The sequence below is a fragment of the Williamsia maris genome (genome assembly GCF_024171815.1).
Lineage (GTDB): Bacteria > Actinomycetota > Actinomycetes > Mycobacteriales > Mycobacteriaceae > Williamsia_A > Williamsia_A maris.
Window position 1 is genome coordinate 289,615 of record NZ_JAMTCJ010000003.1, and the last position, 16,559, is coordinate 306,173.

A 16,559-nucleotide genomic window follows, 5' to 3' on the forward strand; every position below is an offset into this window, starting at 1 on the left:
ACGGCTACGGGGCGATGAGTGCCTGGACCGCCGACTGCGGCACCGAGTCCGACCACCGTGCGGCATTCGCCTCGAAGAGGGCCGCCCCCTGCGCGCGGGAGAACTCCGCGTCGAGCAGATGATGTCGACACTCCTCGACGAACGCGTCGGTGTCGTCGAACGCGGTGAGCCCGAAGACCGGCCCGAGAGATCCCACTGCCTCCGGCGTGCCGATGACCGGGAGTCCGCGGCTGGCGGCGTCGAGGATCTTGACCCGGACCCCGCCCCCGGTGGCCACGGGGGCGACCAGGGCACGGCAGGTGGACAGGAACGCGTGCAGGTCGTCGACGAATCCCAGATCGCGTACACCGTCCGGGAGTTCGACCTCCTTGGGCTTGTTGGCCTTCGCCCCGATGATGTAGAGCTCGGCGCCGTCGATCCCCTGCGCGATCCGCGGCCACAGATCGACCGCGATCTCGAACGCCTCCTGGTTGGGGGGCCAGTCGCGGGTGCCCATGAACACCAGTCGCGGACCGGTGTTCTCGAAGATCAGCTGTTGCGCCGGCGGCAGCGTCAGATCGATCCATCGGGCGCCGGTGACGCCCTTGGACCGGTAGAAATCGGCCTCGATGTCTTCGTAGGTCCCGAGCGCGTCCGCGGCCCGTGCGACTCGGACCTCGTCGCGCAGGATGATCGGGCTCTGCAGCTTGCCGACCACGCCGCGTGTCGCCTTCCACACCTGCGACTCGGTGTTGACCGTGTTGATGACGAAACGTCGATCCGGTTCGCGGGTGCGCAGATACGTCTCGGCCATGTAGCTGTGCTCGGCGACCCAGACGTCGGTGCGGCCGTGGAAACTCCGGATGGCGGGCACGAGCGCCTCGCAGTCGTAGCGCTCGTGCACGATGCTGCGCCGATGCGCGATGCTGCGCGGGATCAGCCCGACCGACGGCTCCGGCTTGACCACGCGGGTCAACCCCTCCTCAGCGGGTAGATGCGTCGCGCCGGACAGACAGATCGTGGAGACGTCGGCGAACGTCTTGGTGATCTCGATCATCAAGCGCGACAGTGCGATGTCGCCACCGTGCTCGACCGTGGGATCTTTCGACAGCAGATAGGTCACCCGCGTCATGGTTGTGGCCCTCTCGTCTTCGTCTCGTCGCCGACGGCAGGTGCGTTCGTGACCGACGCCGGGGGACGGTTCAGGTAGTAGGTGAACACGGTCAGCAGTATGACGTCGGCGACGACCGTCGCGATGGCGGCACCGATGGCACCGAACGCGACGAGGGCGGCGACGAGACCCAGCTTGATGACGACCACGATGGCGTAGGACGCGCTGCGAACGACGTCGCGACGCTGCATCGACAGGATCACGGTGTCGACGAAGATCACCACCCGGAGCACCACGAACACCGACATGATGATCATCGCGACGGCGAGTTCGGTTGCCACCGGCAGGAACAACGCCACCACGCCGGCGACCAGCAGCGCGGCACCGGCGATGATCGCGAGGGTCAGGGTGTGACGCATCGGCGGGCCCGAGCTGGAGCGACCTGCGCCGTCGCGCAGCTTCTCGTGGTACGTGCTGCCCAGCGCGGCACCCACCTGGGCGAGAGCCCAGGCGCACACGACCGCGACCGAGTAGTAACCGACGGTGGTGCTGTCGGTCAGGAAGCCCAGGAGCAGGACGTCGCCCTGGAGGTAGAGGGCCACGGCGAGGTTCTCACCGAAGAGGATGGCAGCGATCTTCGGCGGGCCGGGGAACGCAGGCCTGTCGCCCCACACCGCACCTATGGCGAACGCCGCGACGACCAGATACGGAACGCAGAACAGCACGGTCGCGAACGCGAGCGTGGGAGCCGAATGCAGCAGTACGTATCCGCCACCCAGGACGACCGATGACACCTGACGGGTCGTGTCCCACCGCTGGACCACATCTGGGTGTCCGTCGCGGAGTTTGCGAGACTTCAGGGCACTGAACACCATCTCGCCGCCGCTGGCTATCAGTCCGAACCACAAGATGTACGAGACCGGGAAAAGTGCGATTCCCGCGACGATCATCGTCACCGCGACGATCACCCGCAGCGAACGTTCCGAGACGAAGCGGCGTTCGCTCTCGCGGATCGCCCGCACGGCGAAGGGGTTGTCCAACGGAGCCGACACGATCGCGCCTGCTGCATACGCCATGGCGTACTGGCCGTACGCACCGATCCCGACCTGGCTGGTGAGCAAGACGGTCCACACGAGGCCCGTGCCGCGACCTCCGTACGCCCACAGAGCAGCGACAAGAGCTTTGACGATGTACTGGCGGCCGGTCGGCGCGCCGGTGTCCGCACCGACCACATCGTTCTTCGTCATCGCGACCAGACCTCGACGAAACCCTCGACCACCTTGCGGGGCGAACGCTCGTCTCGCAAGGCTCTCAATTCGGTTGCGAGTCTCTCGAGCGCGTCCGAATCGTCGATCAGTTCGGTCGCCGCCCGGCTGAGCGCGGGCGCAACGCTCGGCCCCTCCGCCTCCACGACAACGGCCCCGCCGTCTTCGGCCATCTCGGACAGCGCGCCGTGCGCCGTGCTGACGACCGGAGTGAGGTACCCGATCGCGTGCGCCACGACCCCTGACGCGGGAAACACGTCGCCATAGGGAGTTCGCTGACCATAGGGGACCAACAATGCTCGAACAGATGCGAAGAAGTTGTCGAGTTCCGCGCCGTCGAGTCCTCCGAGCACCTCGACGCCCGGCATGGACGGTAGGGACTCGGTTCCTCTTCCTGCGATCCGCAGGCCCACCGACGGGTCCAACTCGGCTCGTATGCGCTCGATGTGCTCGAATCCTTTACCGCGATACACCAATCCAAAAATTCCGACGGCCCTCGGACGTTCCGCCACGGGCGTGATCACCGGGCGATCGAGCACGAAATGCGGCACGTGGTGGACGTCTGCCCGTGGGTAGCGCGCCGCGAGAGACCTGGCCCCGATCCGGGTGAGCCCGAACAGCGAACGATCGCGGGCCGCCCGCCGCTCGAGCGAACGGATCAACGGTCGCGTCGGGTAGTGCAGGGCATGGCTGGCAACCCGGGATCGCGCCAGAAGACGCGTACGCGCCGGAAGCCATACGAGGCCGGGCGGATCATGCACCGTCACGCTGTTACGCAATCCGGGATGCGCATGTTCGAGAAATGCTGTCGGCCAGAAACTCTCGACCGAACCCCCGGAGATCTCGCTGTGTACGACCACCCGACCCGGTTCCTGGATGCGACGGTGTATTTCTCGGCGCCTCTTCCTGAGCTCCGCCACCGAATCGGATCCCGGGCCAGGATGCCTGATCGCGATGACTTCGTCGATCTGATCGCGCAGCGCCTCCACGAACACGTCGGAGTAGTGGCCGATCCCGCCCGCAGTGGATTCCGGACCGACGTAGATCACCGTGTGAGGCACCCGGGTCTCGCGGGCGTCCGCAGTCGTCATCGACAGGTCGCCGGTCTAGAAGAACAGGGGCCGGTAATACGGGATGTATTGCAACGCATCGGGGTTGCGCATGGACTTCACCTTGGCCGGGACGCCGGCGACCATCTCGAGGTCGTTGACCGGGCGAGTGACGCAGGCGCACGCGCCGACGACGGCGCCGCGTCCGATGTGTGCACCACCGAGCACGGTCGCCCGGGTGGCGACCCACGCGTAGTCACCGACCTGCAGCGGCGCGAACACCGGCGGGAAGTCCTTGTGGTTGGGATCGTGTCCGCCGGCGATGAACTGGGTGTCGCTGGCGATGACCACGTTGTCGCCGATCGCGATACCGCTGCGCGCATCGAACAGCACGCGGAAACCGATCGAGCAGTTCGAGCCGATGTTGAGTAGATCGATGTCCATGACCTGGAGGCCCCGCAGGAACGTGGTGCCCTCGCCGATGGTCGCACCGAAGAACTTGAGGTAGTTGCGACGCACCCAGTGGATCGGGATGTGGGTGACGAACGAGTTGAACAGCAGGCCGCCCACCCGGTTACGGATCTTGTAGGACACCGACAGCTCTTCGAAACTCCACCGCGTCTTCCATCCGGGCGGGTCGGGAAGGGTGAGGGTCTTGGCGGGTTCCTCCGGCACCGGTGAGTTCTGGGCGCGTTGGTCGTTGTTGACGGTCACACTCTCTCCTTGTTCATCGCGTCGTCGATCCGACTGCTCATATGTGATTCGACCATGGCTCTGACGATCTCCGGGAATTCGACGGTCGGTGTCCACCCGAGGGTTTCGCGTGCCCGCCGGGCGTCACCGACACAATCGGCGGGGTCGACCGGACGCATGTGTGCCTCGTCGGTGACGACGTGTCGTTCCCAGTCCTCGATGCCCGCCGCGGCGAAGGCTGCGGCCACGAAATCGCGAACCGAATGGGAACGACCCGTGGCGATCACGTAGTCGTCCCCGGTGCCGGTGAGCGCCATCCGGAACATCGCGTCGACGTAGTCCGGCGCCCATCCCCAGTCCCGTCGCGCGCTCATGTCACCGAGCGAGAGATGGTCCATCTCACCCCGCGCGATCAGCGCCGCCCCCTGCGCGATCTTGCCGGTGACGAACTGGACTCCGCGGCGCGGGGATTCGTGGTTGAACAGGATCGCGTTCGACACCGCGAGTCCGTGCGACCGGTAGACGGCTCCGAGTTGGTGGGCGTAGGCCTTGGTGGCACCGTACGGCGATGTCGGTGCGACGGGGTCGTTCTCGCTACGGGCACCGTCACGCGCCGCGCCGAAGATCTCCGAACTCGACGCGTTGACGAACACCACGGGATCGCCCGATCGCTCCTGTTCGAGGTGGGCGAGGTTGAGCAGGGAGGTGGTGGCCACCGCATTGACGCGCACGGTCGTCATCGGGTCGTGCCACGAGCGACCGACCGACGACATCCCGGCGAAGTGGAACACGTGATTCGGCCGCACCTCGTCGAAGAGTCGGGTGGTGGCCTGCTCGTCGACGAGGTCCACCGCGTGCAGGGTCACGTCGTCGTGATCACGCGCGCGGGCAGGCGAACTCGAGCCGGGACGGAACACCCCGTGCACGTTCCACCCCTCGCCCACCAGGCGTTCGGCCAGGTAGGAGCCGTCCTGCCCGTGCACGCCGGTGATCAGCGCCGTCGGTTGCGTGGTGGACACTCAGGCCCCGGCGCGGATTTCCGGCGTCGGGATCCTGCCCGTGCCGGTTCCGCCCTCGGCGGCGAGGTCACTCTCGACCATCATCTTGACCAGTTCCGGGAACGACACCGTGGGTGTCCACCCCAACTTCTCCTGCGCCTTGGTCGAGGTGCCGATCAGCAGATCGACCTCGGCCGGCCGGAAGAACCGCGGATCGACGTGTACGTGGCCGGACCAGTCACTGATGCCGACGGTCTCGAACGCGATGTCGAGGAACTCCCGGATCGAGTGCGTCTCCCCGGTGGAGATGACGTAGTCGTCGGCGGCGTCCTGCTGCAGCATGAGGTACATCGCCTCGACGTAATCGCCGGCGAAACCCCAGTCCCGCTTCGCGTCGAGGTTGCCCAGCGACACCGAGGTCTGCTTGCCGGTGGCGATGCGGGCCACGGCCATCGAGATCTTGCGGGTCACGAACTCCACACCGCGGCGCGGGGACTCGTGGTTGAACAGGATGCCGGAGCTTGCGTGCATGCCGTAGGACTCGCGGTAGTTGATCGTCATGTAGTGGCCGTAGACCTTGGCGACACCGTAGGGCGACCGGGGCCAGAGCAGGGTGGTCTCGCTCTGCGGGACCTCCTGCACCCGACCGAACATCTCCGAACTCGACGCCTGGTAGAAGCGCACCTCGTGATCGGCGATGTCCTGGTAGAGGCGGACCGCCTCGAGCATGTTCAGCACGCCGCCACCGGTGACGTCGGTGGTCAGACGGGCGTTCTCCCATGAATAGGCGACGAACGAGATGGCGCCGAGGTTGTAGACCTCGTCGGGCCGGGCGAGGGTCATCGACTTCATCAGGCTCGACAGGTCGAGCAGGTCGCCGGTGACGACCTTCACCTCGGGCAGCGTCTCACGGAGCAGGTCGAGCTTGGGGTTGTTCTGGCCACGGACGAGGCCCCACACCTCGTAGCCTTTCGACAGGAGGAGTTCGGCCAGATACAGGCCGTCCTGGCCGGTGATTCCGGTGATCAGTGCGCGCTTCGCGGTCACACGAGATCCTTTCGGGTTTCGGTGGAGGCGAGGGTGTCGACGATGTCGTAGAGCTGTGCGGCGAACTGTTCGTCACTGAACCGGGCCGCGTGGTCGATGATCTTCTCGGTGTCCCATGTCGACCGCTCGAAACGGTCGATCGCCTCGCGTATCAGCGATGGCTCGGGCTCGTCGAAGTATACGGCGGTGAGTCCTTCGATCGCGGTGTCGAGGAACCCGCCCCACCGCAGCAGAACCGACGGCTTGCCGTGGGCCGCACCCTCGATCGGGGTCAGACCGTAGTCCTCGTGACTGGCCGCGACGACGGCCGAACTGTGCTCGTACAGCCATGCGATCTGACTGTCGGTCAGGTCCGACACCATGATCACGTTGTCGGGCTTGGTGGCTCGCAGTCGTTCCGCCTCCGGCCCACGCCCGCAGACCACGAGCCGTCGGTCCGTGCCGCGGAAGGAATCGATGACCGCGTCGACGTTCTTGTAGGCCAACAGTCGCGAGATGCAGAGATAGAAACCCTGCTCGGCCCAGTGCGCGACCTCGGGCACGACCTCGGGGTTCGGATCGATGTCGATCGTCGCCGGGGCCGGGAGCACTCGGGCGGGTCGGTCGTAGGCGGTCTTGATGCGATCACGGACCACGCGGGAGTTGGCGAAGTAGATCTCGCACGACCGTGCCGCACGTCGATCCCAGATCTTGAGCAGCGGCGCGAGGACCGCGAGGGCGGCGCGTTTCTTCCATCCGGCGGACTCACCGAGGTAGTCCTGCTCCTGGTACAGCCAGCGCGCGGGCGAATGGCAGTACACGGCCTTTCGTCCCGTCGTACGGAACGCATGCGCCCAGCCACTCGAACTCACCAGGACCACATCGGCATCGATCGACATCGACGACGACGCGAATGGGAGCAACGGAAGTGCCGCGCGATGATTTCGTCGGAGAAATCCGATTCTGTTCATCGCCGAGACCCGGACGTCCATGTCCTTGAATTGCGGATACGTGTTCTCGGGGTCGTACAGCGTCGTGTGGATGACGGCTTCGGGAAAAGCTTTCGCCATGGAGAGGACGACCTTCTCGGCGCCTCCCCGTTGCGTGAGGTAGTCGTGGGCGATGGCCACCCGCAGGCGACTCGGCTCGGCGTGCACGCTGCCTCGAGATTTGTTGCCGCGCTTGGTATCAGCCGATGCACGAACACCGTGCGGCCGAAAACTGACACTCACCTGGAAACTCCCCGTTCGACGGTGGACCACTCCTGCACCGCATTTGGATCCACGACCACAGAGCTCTTTCGTTGAGGTGCCGTCAGTTCAGTTCGATATCGCCGCCCGCGAGGTTCCCGTTACCGGTGTGACGCGCACCACTTATACGCGGGTTTTCGATAGTTGACTAGGCGTGAGCCTACATCGATCACCCCCGCCCGGCCTGTTTAGTTGCACAAGTATTTTGCATGACTTATTTCGTCGAGGTGGGCCCACTCGGCCCGAACAGGCAAAAGTCGAGAACCGTACATTCTTACGCCGGATATGACGTGCATCACAACACAAGGCGGATGGCCGTATCTCCACGCCCCGGGTGGGCCGGATCAATACCCGGCGTTTGATCACGAATCGGTAACGGCTGCGAGCAAAGGTATCAATTACCTGGTCAAAGCCTTGCCGACCGTCGATTTGAGCGGATGAGCGTGAGACGCTGGCGAAGTTCAACAGGCACGGATGGAGGATCGCAGACATGGCGAACCAGAACAGAGCGGTGTACCGGGCATTCGCATCGCAGGTGCGGCAGCTACAGGGCGTCGACGTCTCGGACGCCGCCATCGACAGTTTTCTCTCGGCGATGACCGTCGGGGCGACGACGGCGGTACCGAAGGCCACGTACGCGTGCATCACCGTCGTGGAGAACGGGGTGTTGTCGTCGATCGCACCGTCCGACGAGATCGCGGGCCGTCTCGACGAACTGCAGGCCAAGCACGATGCCGGCCCGTGCCTCGAGTCGGCATGGCGGCAACGGGTCGTCCGGGTCGACGACTACGACACCGACGATCGGTGGCCGGAGTACATCAGTGACGCACGGATGCAGACCCCGGTCCGGGCGAGCGTGTCGTTCCCGCTGTTCCGTGAGTCCGACGTGATGGGCGCGTTGACGCTGCACTCGGTCGAGCCGGACGCCTTCGACCCCGATGGGGTGGAGATCGGTCGGACGTTCGCCGCGCAGGCGGCGTTGGCGATGCAGAGTGACACACGACAGCACCAGTTCAGTGAGGCGCTGGCGTCCCGCGACACCATCGGCCAGGCGAAGGGCATCCTGATGGAGCGCTACGACCTCGATGCCGACCAGGCGTTCGCGATGTTGCGGCAGGTGTCGCAGGACACCAACGACAAGATCGTGGATCTCGCGGCCCGGTTGGTGACGCTCGACCACCCGCCACGCGCCAACTGATTCGGCGACGGCGACGGCGGCGGAGGTCGCGAAGAGCGGTGGGGGCAGTGGGGCGGGCGGGGCTCGAACCCGCGACCAAGGGATTATGAGTCCCCGGCTCTGACCAACTGAGCTACCGCCCCGGGTCGAAGGTGTTCTGGCTCCCCCAACTGGACTCGAACCAGTAACCGTCCGATTAACAGTCGGAAGCTCTGCCAATTGAGCTATGGGGGAATGCTGACGACCGTTGCCGGAGGATTTTCACCGCCGTGCGTCGGACCGCGTCATGACTTTATCCCATGGGGTCCCGGACACGCCAAATCGGTGTGCCCGTCGCCGTCGGGCCCCCGCCCGATGCGGGCTCGACGAGCACGATCGGGCAGGATGGCAGACGATGATCATGACCCTGTGATGTCCGGAGTCACAGGCGGGAGGGTGCACAGCGATGGTTCGACTTCTCGCGTTTCTCGGCGTCGGGTACGTGCTCGGAGCCAAGGCCGGCCGCCGCCGGTACGACCAGATCAGCGGCGCCTATCACGCGGTGACCGAGTCGCCGGCGACCAAGAAGGCCGTCGACCTCGGTCGGCAGAAGCTGTCGGAGAAGCTCTCCCCGCAGGCCCCGTTGACGCGCGTCCACCAGGTCGACGACACGACGTCGGTCTACGCGCCACGCGATCCGCGGGACTGAGCCCCCGCAGACGGCGTCAGCCGGCGAGCCCGTTGGGATCAACGGCCTGCTCGAGCAGACTGCGCCGGTAGGCCTCCAGGGCCACGAGGTCTCCGAACACCGCGTTGTAGGCCTCCGGGTCGTCCCCCGGCGACATCCGTCGCAGGCGCGATTTGATGTCGGCGATCTGCTCGCCGACCCAGCCCTCCTGCAGTCGCGCGAGAACGCTGCCGATGTAGCGCGGTATCGCCCCTTCGGCCACGGGCATCGGCTCGACAGCCAGTTCGGTGAGCATGGAGGTGAGCACCGGGTTGTCCAACTCGCGTCCGACCACGTCGAGCCACTGCGCGCCACCGAGCCCCGCACTCGTACCACCGGCGGTCTGCATGGCCGTCCGGATCAGCGCGTAGGCCGGTTCCGGGAAACACTCGACCGGCAGCGAGTCGAACACCGTGCCCGCGATGGCCGGGTACTGCAGTGCCGCCTTGAGGGCTTCGCGTTGCGGCCACAGTCTCGGATCGGTCGGTGACGGACGAGCGGCGCCCGCCACACCCGCGGTCGGACTGCCCGCGGCGGCGTTCTTGCGCGTCCGCGCCTGCGCGCGTGCGCCCGCACCGGTGGTCATCGTCCCCGACGCCGACTGCTCCCGAACGCGGGAGAGGACCTGTCGTTCGTCCTCCCACCCGACCCAGCCGGCGAGCTGCCGCGCGTACTCGTCGCGCAGTGCGAAGTCCTTGATGCGGGCGACCACCGGGACGGTGTCGCGCAGCGCGTGCACGCGGCCCTCGGCGGTCTCCAGATCGTGGCCCGCCAACACCGCGCGAATGGCGAACTGGAACATCGGGATCCGGCGGGCGATGAGGTCGCGGACCGCGTTGTCACCGCCGGACTGACGCAGTTCACACGGGTCCATGCCCTCGGGCGCGATCGCGACGAAGGTCTGCCCGGCGATGCTCTGCTCACCCTCGAACGCCTTGAGCGCGGCCGCTTTCCCCGCGTCGTCGCCGTCGAAGGTGTAGATCACCTCGCCGCGGAAGTACGAGTCGTCCATCAGCAGCCTGCGCAGCAGGGCCAGGTGGTCCTCGCCGAACGCGGTTCCGCAGGAGGCGACGGCGGTGGTGACACCGGCGAGGTGCATGGCCATCACGTCGGTGTAGCCCTCGACGATGACGACCTGATGCCCCTTGGCGATGTTCTTCTTCGCGTGGTCGAGTCCGAACAGCACCTGGGACTTCTTGTAGAGCATGGTGTCCGGGGTGTTCATGTACTTGCCCATGGTGTCGTCGTCGAAGATCTTGCGCGCGCCGAAACCGATGATGTCGTTGGCCAGGTTGCGGATCGGCCAGAGCAACCGACGACGGAAGCGGTCCCGGGGGCCGCGCTGACCCTGCTGTGAGAGCCCGGCCGCCTCGAGTTCGGCGAACTCGAAACCCTGGGCCATCAAGGTCTTCGTCATGGCGTCCCACGCCATCGGTGCGAACCCGCAGCCGAACTGCGTCGCGGCGGCCTGGTCGAAGTCGCGTTCCTTGAGGTAGTCGCGCGCCTTCTGGGCGTCGGGGGTCAGCAGTTGCTCGGCGTAGAACTTCTGCGCGGCGGCGTTGGCCGCGACCAGACGGGCTCGGGTGCCGCGGTCGCGGGCGACGCTCGCCCCGCCGCCCTCGTAGTTGATCTGGTAGCCGATGCGGTCGGCGAGCTGCTCCACGGCCTCGACGAACGGGATGTGCTCCAGCTTCTGCAGGAAGGTGTAGACGTCGCCGCCCTCGCCGCACCCGAAGCAGTGGAAATGTCCGTGGTTGGGTCGGACGTGGAACGACGGCGACTTCTCGTCGTGGAACGGGCACAGGCCCTTGAGGCTGTCGGCGCCGGCGCGGCGCAGCGCCACGTAGTCGCCGACGATCTCCTCGATGTGGGTGCGCTCGCGAATGGCCGTGATGTCGCGATCAGGGATTCGGCCAGGCACGGCTACGAGTGTATCGGTGGGCGGGCCGGCGGGGAGTCGCCGTGGCGGTCGGCGGTCGGGGCACCGAGTGTGCCGGGGTGACCGGCGACGACGCCGCATATCGCCAGGGGCACCATCGTCGCGGTGAGAGCGATCAACGGGACCGACCAGCCGTCGGTCGCCGAGTGCAGCACGCCCATCGCCAGCGGGCCGGTGGCCGCGAGGAGGTAGCCCACCGTCTGTGCCGCCGCGGAGAGCGCGGTGGCCTCCGCCGCGGTCGCCGACCGCAGGTTCATCAGGACCAGGGCCAGCGACAGCGCGCCCCCCTGGCCGAACCCGACGACGATCGCCGACGGCCACGCACCCCACGTCCCGGTGCCCAGGACGCCGAGCAACCCCAGTGTCGCCGTCGCCACGACAGCCAGGGCCAACAGACGTTGCGACCGCAGGCGGGTCGCGAGCACCGGCACACCGAGGGCGGTGACGATGCTGGCCACGCTGAGCGCGGCGAAGATCAGTCCGGCCTCGTCCGCCGACAGTCCGCGGTCACGATAGATGGTCGGCAGCCAGGCCACGGTGGCGTAGGCCAGCAGCGACTGGATGCCCATGAAACCCGTGATCGCCCACCGCATCCGCGCCGCACCCGGCCGGATCGCGGCGGGTACCGACGGCAGCGGCACCGCGGGCGTCATCTCCCGGGCGCGACGCAGCCCGCGTCCGTGCGAGCCGGCGAGCAGGGCCACCGCGACGAAGGCGATGGCTGCCGGGATGGCCCACAGGCCGAGTGCGATCCGCCAGCTGTCGCCGACCGCCCGGGTGACCGGCGGGGTGATCCCGGAGGCGATGCCGGCGCTCACACAGATGAGCGCGGTCAGCAGTCCGGTCATCGCGCCGATCCGATGGGGGAAGAGCAGACGGATCAGGACCGGGCCCAGCACGTTGGCCACCGCGATGCCCAACCCGCCGATGACGGTGCCCACCAACAGGATCGGCCAGCCGGGTATGGCGCGCAGCGCCGAACCGAGCGCCAGCACCGCCATGCAACCGGCCGCGACCGGCAGCGCCGAGAAGCGTCGGGCCAGGCGCGGGGCGACGCTCGCCCCGAGTCCCAGACACACCACCGGGCCGGTGGTGAGCAACGCGACCTCGACCGATCCCAGCCCGTAGCTGTCGCGGATCTCGGAGATGACCGACGACGCGCTGCCGAACAGCAGGCGCAGGCTGACGCCGAGGGCGATCACGGCCGTGACGGCGAGAACACCCGCTCGCCACGGCGCCATCGATGCGTCGGTCGACGCGGTGGCCTTCGTCGAGGCCGGGGTCGATCGGGACATGCGTGGGCTCCTGCCGTTGTTCGCCGGTGTCGTGGTTCGCCTCGTCGCGCAGTGTGCGCCGGATGACGAACGAACGTCAAACCCAGGAGGCAACACATCGACCCATGTGGTCACAAACGGTCTCCGGAAGGGTTAACCTCGCGGGCATGACCGAACGGATCGACGAGCGGTGGATCGGACGCCGGGTCCGCGCCCTGCGTCAGGCGCGGGGGGCGACCCTGCGCGCCCTGGCCGACGAGACCGGGCTGTCGGCCACCCAACTGTCACGGATCGAGTCCGGGAGCCGTCAGGCATCGGTCGGGACGCTCATCGAGCTCTCCCGGACCTTCGGGATCACGTTGAGCGAGTTGGTCGCCGACACCACACCCGCCGCGGTGCACGTCATCTCGCGCGACCGGCGCGCGGTGCACCACACGGCCAGCGGCGACGTGGCGGTACTCAGTGGCGACCTCCCGGATCTGCACTCGATGCACCTCACGATCAGCCCCCGGTGTTCCTTCCCCACCGCACATCACGACGGCGAGGAGTGGATGTACGTGCTGTCAGGCACCGTCGAGTTGATCATCGGCGCCGAGGGTGACGAGCAGTCGACGACGCTCGGACCCGGCGACGCCGCGCATTTCCAGGCCCGCACCACGCACCGGGTGCGCAACGACGGCGACACGAGTACCGAGATCCTGCTGGTCGGTACCCGAGATCCGTTGGGCGAGAGCGCGTGGGCCGGTTCAGCCGAGGTGGGCCTGCGCCCCTGAGTTCTGTCGGTCGGTGCGCTCGAGCCTGCCCTCGGTCATCGAGGCGATCTGGTCGACCACCACACGCATCCGCGCGGCGTCGTCGACCGCGTTCTCCCACGCGGGCACGAACAACGGATCCAGCCCACCCGGGGCCGCGCGCAGCAACCACCCGGCGACGCGGTGGATGCGGTCCCGCTGACGCTCCTGATGGGACTTGTGCCGTGCGTCGGAGAAGATGAAACGCAGCGCCACCGTCTTGAGGACCGCCACCTCCGCGGCGACCAACGCGGGGACCGAGAGGTCGGCCTCGTAGCGACACAGCGGGGACTCCCCCGCCGAGTCCCGCGTGCCCGCGATGGCCGCGGATGCGAATCGTCCGACGAGTTCGCTGGTGAGTGCCTTGAGCGCGACCGACTGCACGAGGGTCCCGTCGTAACCGTCGGCCGCGCGGACGATCTCGAGCCCGGCCAGCCGCTCGGCGGCCTCGATCAGCTCGTTGGAGTCGAGCCCGGCGAACTCACGCACGCCGATCTCCGCGAGAACCCGTTGGTCGTCGGGGTCACCGAGACTGCGCAGATCGATGCGCCCGCCCATGATGCCGTCCTCGACGTCGTGCACGGAGTACGCGACATCGTCCGACCAGTCCATGACCTGCGCCTCGAGGCACTGCCGGGGACCGCTCACCCCGTCGCGGATCCACTCGAGTGCGGGCAGGTCGTCGATGTACGCGCCGAACTTGGTGCCCGGCTCGTCGCGCACCCACGGGTACTTCAGGGTCGCGTCGAGCGAGGCGCGGGTGAGGTTGAGGCCCACGCTGGCACCGTCGGGGTCGAGGAGCTTGGGCTCGAGACGCGTCAGGATGCGCAGGTTCTGGGCGTTGCCCTCGAATCCGCCGAAGCCCTCGGCGACCTCGTCGAGCGCCCGTTCACCGTTGTGGCCGTACGGCGGATGGCCGATGTCGTGCGCCAAGCCGGCCAGTTCGACCAGGTCGGGATCGCACCCGAGCCCGATCGCGATGCCGCGGCCGATCTGTCCGACCTCCAACGAATGGGTCAGACGGGTACGCGGGGTGTCGCCCTCGCGGGGACCCACGACCTGCGTCTTGTCGGCGAGGCGACGCAACGCCGCCGAGTGCAGCACGCGCGCCCGATCACGAGCGAACTCACTGCGTTGTTCGGAGTGGGTTCCCGGAAGGATCGACGACTTGGGTCGCTCGCTGACCGTTCGTTGCGTCGCGTGCTCGTCGTAGACGGCGATCGGCGTCTGCGCGGGTGTCACCGGCTGCGAGGCGCGGCTGCCGTCGCGGTCAGTCAACCACCCAGCCCCGCGCGATGGCGAAATCGGTGATGCGGCTGCGGATCGCGATGATCTGCTCCGCGGTCAGCGACCCCGAGGAGTCGAGCAGCAGCTCGGTCAGCTCCTCGGTGAACACGGCCGAGTCGAGCACCGCGGAGTCCGAGCCGCGTGACGCGCGACGCGGTGCGGCGGCGCGGTCACGCCCCTGGTCGCGCGAACCGTGGTCGCGAGATCCGTGGTCGGAGCGTGCACCGTGGTCGGAGTCGTCGCGACGGCCTCCGCGCGGCGGCGCGGCCGGAGCCGATCCGATGACCGAGACGTTGGTCGCCTTCGATCCGCGCTCGGTCTCCTCGACCTCGAACTCGACCTGGGCGCCCGGCTTCAGCTCCGACTCGTCGATGTCGATGTCGTTGATGTGCAGGAAGACATCAGCACCTCCCGACTCCGGCGCGAGGAACCCGAACCCGCGATTCGGGTCGTAATGAACGACTTTGCCTGTCACTGCTTCGGCCACGACAACTCACTCTCCTCGTGCCGCCATCCACTCCGGACCCCATGTCCGGCACGACGGCACCTGCCGTCGACTATGGCAGAGATCGACCCGAAGATCGATCCTGGAGACGACTGCGGTTCAGCAGCCGAGCAGTTCACCGGCGAGGTAGCCGGCCACCTTGTCGATGGCGATCCGCTGCTGGCTCATGGTGTCGCGCTCGCGGATGGTCACCGCGTCGTCGTCGAGGGTGTCGAAATCGACGGTCACGCAGAACGGGGTGCCGATCTCGTCCTGGCGGCGGTAGCGCTTGCCGATGCCCTGGGCGTCGTCGAACTCGACGTTCCAGTGTTGGCGGAGTTCGGCGGCGAGCGCCTTGGCCTTGGGCGAGAGCTGCTCGTTGCGCGAGAGCGGCAGCACCGCGACCTTCACCGGCGCCAGACGGCGGTCGAGCTTGAGCACCGTGCGGGTGTCGGTGCCGCCCTTGGCGTTCGGCACCTCCTCGTCGACGAGTGCGTCGCACAGGAACGCCATCAGCGAGCGGGTCAGACCGGCCGCGGGCTCGATCACGTACGGGGTGAAGCGCTCACCGCTCGTCTGGTCGAAGAACGAGAGGTCCTCGCCGGAGTGCTCGGAGTGCGTGCGCAGGTCGTAGTCGGTCCGGTTCGCGACACCCTCGAGCTCGCCCCACGGGTTCCCCCCGAACCCGAACTTGTACTCCACGTCGACGGTGCGCTTCGAGTAGTGCGAGAGCTTCTCCTGCGCGTGTTCGTACAGCCGCAGGTTCTCCGGGTCGATGCCGAGACCGACGTACCAGTCGAACCGGGCGTCGATCCAGTGCTGATGCCAGGTCTCGTCCTCACCGGGCTTGACGAAGAACTCCATCTCCATCTGCTCGAACTCGCGGGTCCGGAAGATGAAGTTGCCGGGGGTGATCTCGTTGCGGAAGCTCTTGCCGATCTGGGCGATACCGAACGGCGGCTTCTTGCGCGCCGTGGTCATCACGTTCTTGAAGTTGATGAAGATGCCCTGGGCGGTCTCCGGACGCAGGTAGTGCAGGCCCTCTTTGTCGTCGACCGGACCGAGGTAGGTCTTCATCAGACCGCTGAACGCCTTGGGCTCGGTCCAGCTGCCCGGCTGACCGGTGTCGGGGTCCTTGATGTCGGCGAGCCCGTTGGCCGGTGGATGGCCGTGCTTGATCTCGTAGGCCTCGATGAGGTGGTCGGCCCGGTACCGCTTGTGGGTGTGCAGCGACTCCACGAGCGGGTCGCTGAAGACCTCGACGTGTCCGGAGGCCTCCCACACCTGGCGCGGCAGGATCACCGACGAGTCGAGGCCGACGACGTCGTCGCGTGAGGTGACCATCGACCGCCACCACTGCTTCTTGATGTTGTCCTTGAGCTCGACACCGAGCGGACCGTAGTCCCAGGCGGACCTGGTGCCGCCGTAGATCTCACCGCACTGGTACACCAACCCCCGCCGCTTGCACAGGTTGACGACGGCGTCGACTCGACTCGATGGTCCGGCCACGATGAACGCACACTCCACAGG

General features: G+C 67.2%; 15 protein-coding genes and 2 tRNA genes. 3 read left to right on the forward strand and 14 right to left on the reverse strand.

Annotated features, from left to right (window positions below; all coding sequences use genetic code 11):
• Positions 1–4: 4 nt before the first annotated feature.
• Genes LX13_RS14670 through LX13_RS14700 form a run of 7 tightly spaced genes read right to left on the reverse strand, consistent with a single transcriptional unit; the run spans position 5 to position 7,278 of the window.
• Positions 5–1,111: a glycosyltransferase gene (locus tag LX13_RS14670; RefSeq protein ID WP_253662063.1), complete on the reverse strand. Its 1,107-nt coding sequence runs from the start codon at positions 1,109–1,111 to the stop codon at positions 5–7.
• Positions 1,108–2,337, reverse strand: coding sequence for a lipopolysaccharide biosynthesis protein (locus LX13_RS14675; RefSeq protein ID WP_253662064.1), 1,230 nt, complete (start codon positions 2,335–2,337; stop codon positions 1,108–1,110). Before LX13_RS14675 ends, LX13_RS14670 begins: the two co-directional genes overlap by 4 nt.
• The gene (locus LX13_RS14680) at positions 2,334–3,446 is read right to left on the reverse strand and encodes a glycosyltransferase (protein ID WP_253662065.1); all 1,113 of its coding nucleotides are present in this window, start codon (positions 3,444–3,446) and stop codon (positions 2,334–2,336) included. Before LX13_RS14680 ends, LX13_RS14675 begins: the two co-directional genes overlap by 4 nt.
• 15 nt (positions 3,447–3,461) lie before the next feature.
• Positions 3,462–4,118, reverse strand: coding sequence for an acyltransferase (locus tag LX13_RS23510; RefSeq protein WP_253662066.1), 657 nt, complete (start codon positions 4,116–4,118; stop codon positions 3,462–3,464).
• Positions 4,115–5,116, reverse strand: a complete 1,002-nt coding sequence (locus tag LX13_RS14690) for a GDP-mannose 4,6-dehydratase (RefSeq protein WP_253662067.1) — start codon at positions 5,114–5,116, stop codon at positions 4,115–4,117. The genes LX13_RS23510 and LX13_RS14690 overlap by 4 nt, the downstream gene beginning before the upstream one ends.
• Positions 5,117–6,142 (reverse strand): GDP-mannose 4,6-dehydratase, encoded by a 1,026-nt coding sequence (gene gmd / locus LX13_RS14695; RefSeq protein ID WP_253662068.1) that lies wholly within the window; start codon positions 6,140–6,142, stop codon positions 5,117–5,119.
• Positions 6,139–7,278 carry a glycosyltransferase gene (locus tag LX13_RS14700; protein WP_253662069.1) on the reverse strand — a complete coding sequence of 380 codons (1,140 nt, stop codon included), beginning with the start codon at positions 7,276–7,278 and terminating at the stop codon, positions 6,139–6,141. Before LX13_RS14700 ends, gmd begins: the two co-directional genes overlap by 4 nt.
• Before the next feature lie 583 nt (positions 7,279–7,861).
• On the opposite strand from LX13_RS14700, the gene LX13_RS14705 reads away from it, so the two are divergent.
• Positions 7,862–8,569 (forward strand): GAF and ANTAR domain-containing protein, encoded by a 708-nt coding sequence (locus LX13_RS14705; protein WP_253662070.1) that lies wholly within the window; start codon positions 7,862–7,864, stop codon positions 8,567–8,569.
• 48 nt (positions 8,570–8,617) lie between these two features.
• Here LX13_RS14705 and LX13_RS14710 read toward each other — a convergent pair.
• A tRNA-Ile gene (locus LX13_RS14710) sits at positions 8,618–8,691 on the reverse strand.
• Between the two features lie 15 nt (positions 8,692–8,706).
• Positions 8,707–8,782: transfer RNA gene (locus tag LX13_RS14715), tRNA-Asn, on the reverse strand.
• A 211-nt stretch (positions 8,783–8,993) separates the two neighbouring features.
• On the opposite strand from LX13_RS14715, the gene LX13_RS14720 reads away from it, so the two are divergent.
• Entirely contained in the window at positions 8,994–9,236 is a 243-nt protein-coding gene (locus tag LX13_RS14720; protein WP_188490031.1) for a hypothetical protein, read from the forward strand.
• Between the two features lie 16 nt (positions 9,237–9,252).
• Here the strand turns inward: LX13_RS14720 and dnaG are convergent, their stop codons facing one another.
• Together dnaG and LX13_RS14730 are read right to left on the reverse strand one after the other, a co-directional pair.
• Positions 9,253–11,175, reverse strand: coding sequence for a DNA primase (gene dnaG, locus LX13_RS14725; RefSeq protein WP_253662071.1), 1,923 nt, complete (start codon positions 11,173–11,175; stop codon positions 9,253–9,255).
• Positions 11,176–11,177: 2 nt separating this feature from the next.
• The gene (locus LX13_RS14730; RefSeq protein WP_253662072.1) at positions 11,178–12,488 is read right to left on the reverse strand and encodes an MFS transporter; all 1,311 of its coding nucleotides are present in this window, start codon (positions 12,486–12,488) and stop codon (positions 11,178–11,180) included.
• A 146-nt stretch (positions 12,489–12,634) separates the two neighbouring features.
• Between LX13_RS14730 and LX13_RS14735 the strand changes: the two genes are divergently transcribed.
• A complete protein-coding gene (locus LX13_RS14735) occupies positions 12,635–13,240 on the forward strand; it encodes a helix-turn-helix domain-containing protein (RefSeq protein WP_253662073.1) in 606 nt (201 codons plus the stop codon).
• On the opposite strand, the gene LX13_RS14740 is transcribed toward LX13_RS14735, so the two are convergent.
• From LX13_RS14740 to LX13_RS14750, 3 genes are all read right to left on the reverse strand, one after another.
• A complete protein-coding gene (locus LX13_RS14740; protein ID WP_253662074.1) occupies positions 13,214–14,536 on the reverse strand; it encodes a deoxyguanosinetriphosphate triphosphohydrolase in 1,323 nt (440 codons plus the stop codon). The two genes, LX13_RS14735 and LX13_RS14740, sit on opposite strands and share 27 nt — an antisense overlap.
• Entirely contained in the window at positions 14,529–15,032 is a 504-nt protein-coding gene (locus LX13_RS14745) for a cold-shock protein (protein ID WP_253662075.1), read from the reverse strand. Before LX13_RS14745 ends, LX13_RS14740 begins: the two co-directional genes overlap by 8 nt.
• Before the next feature lie 117 nt (positions 15,033–15,149).
• A complete protein-coding gene (locus LX13_RS14750) occupies positions 15,150–16,538 on the reverse strand; it encodes a glycine--tRNA ligase (protein ID WP_253662076.1) in 1,389 nt (462 codons plus the stop codon).
• Positions 16,539–16,559: the final 21 nt, after the last annotated feature.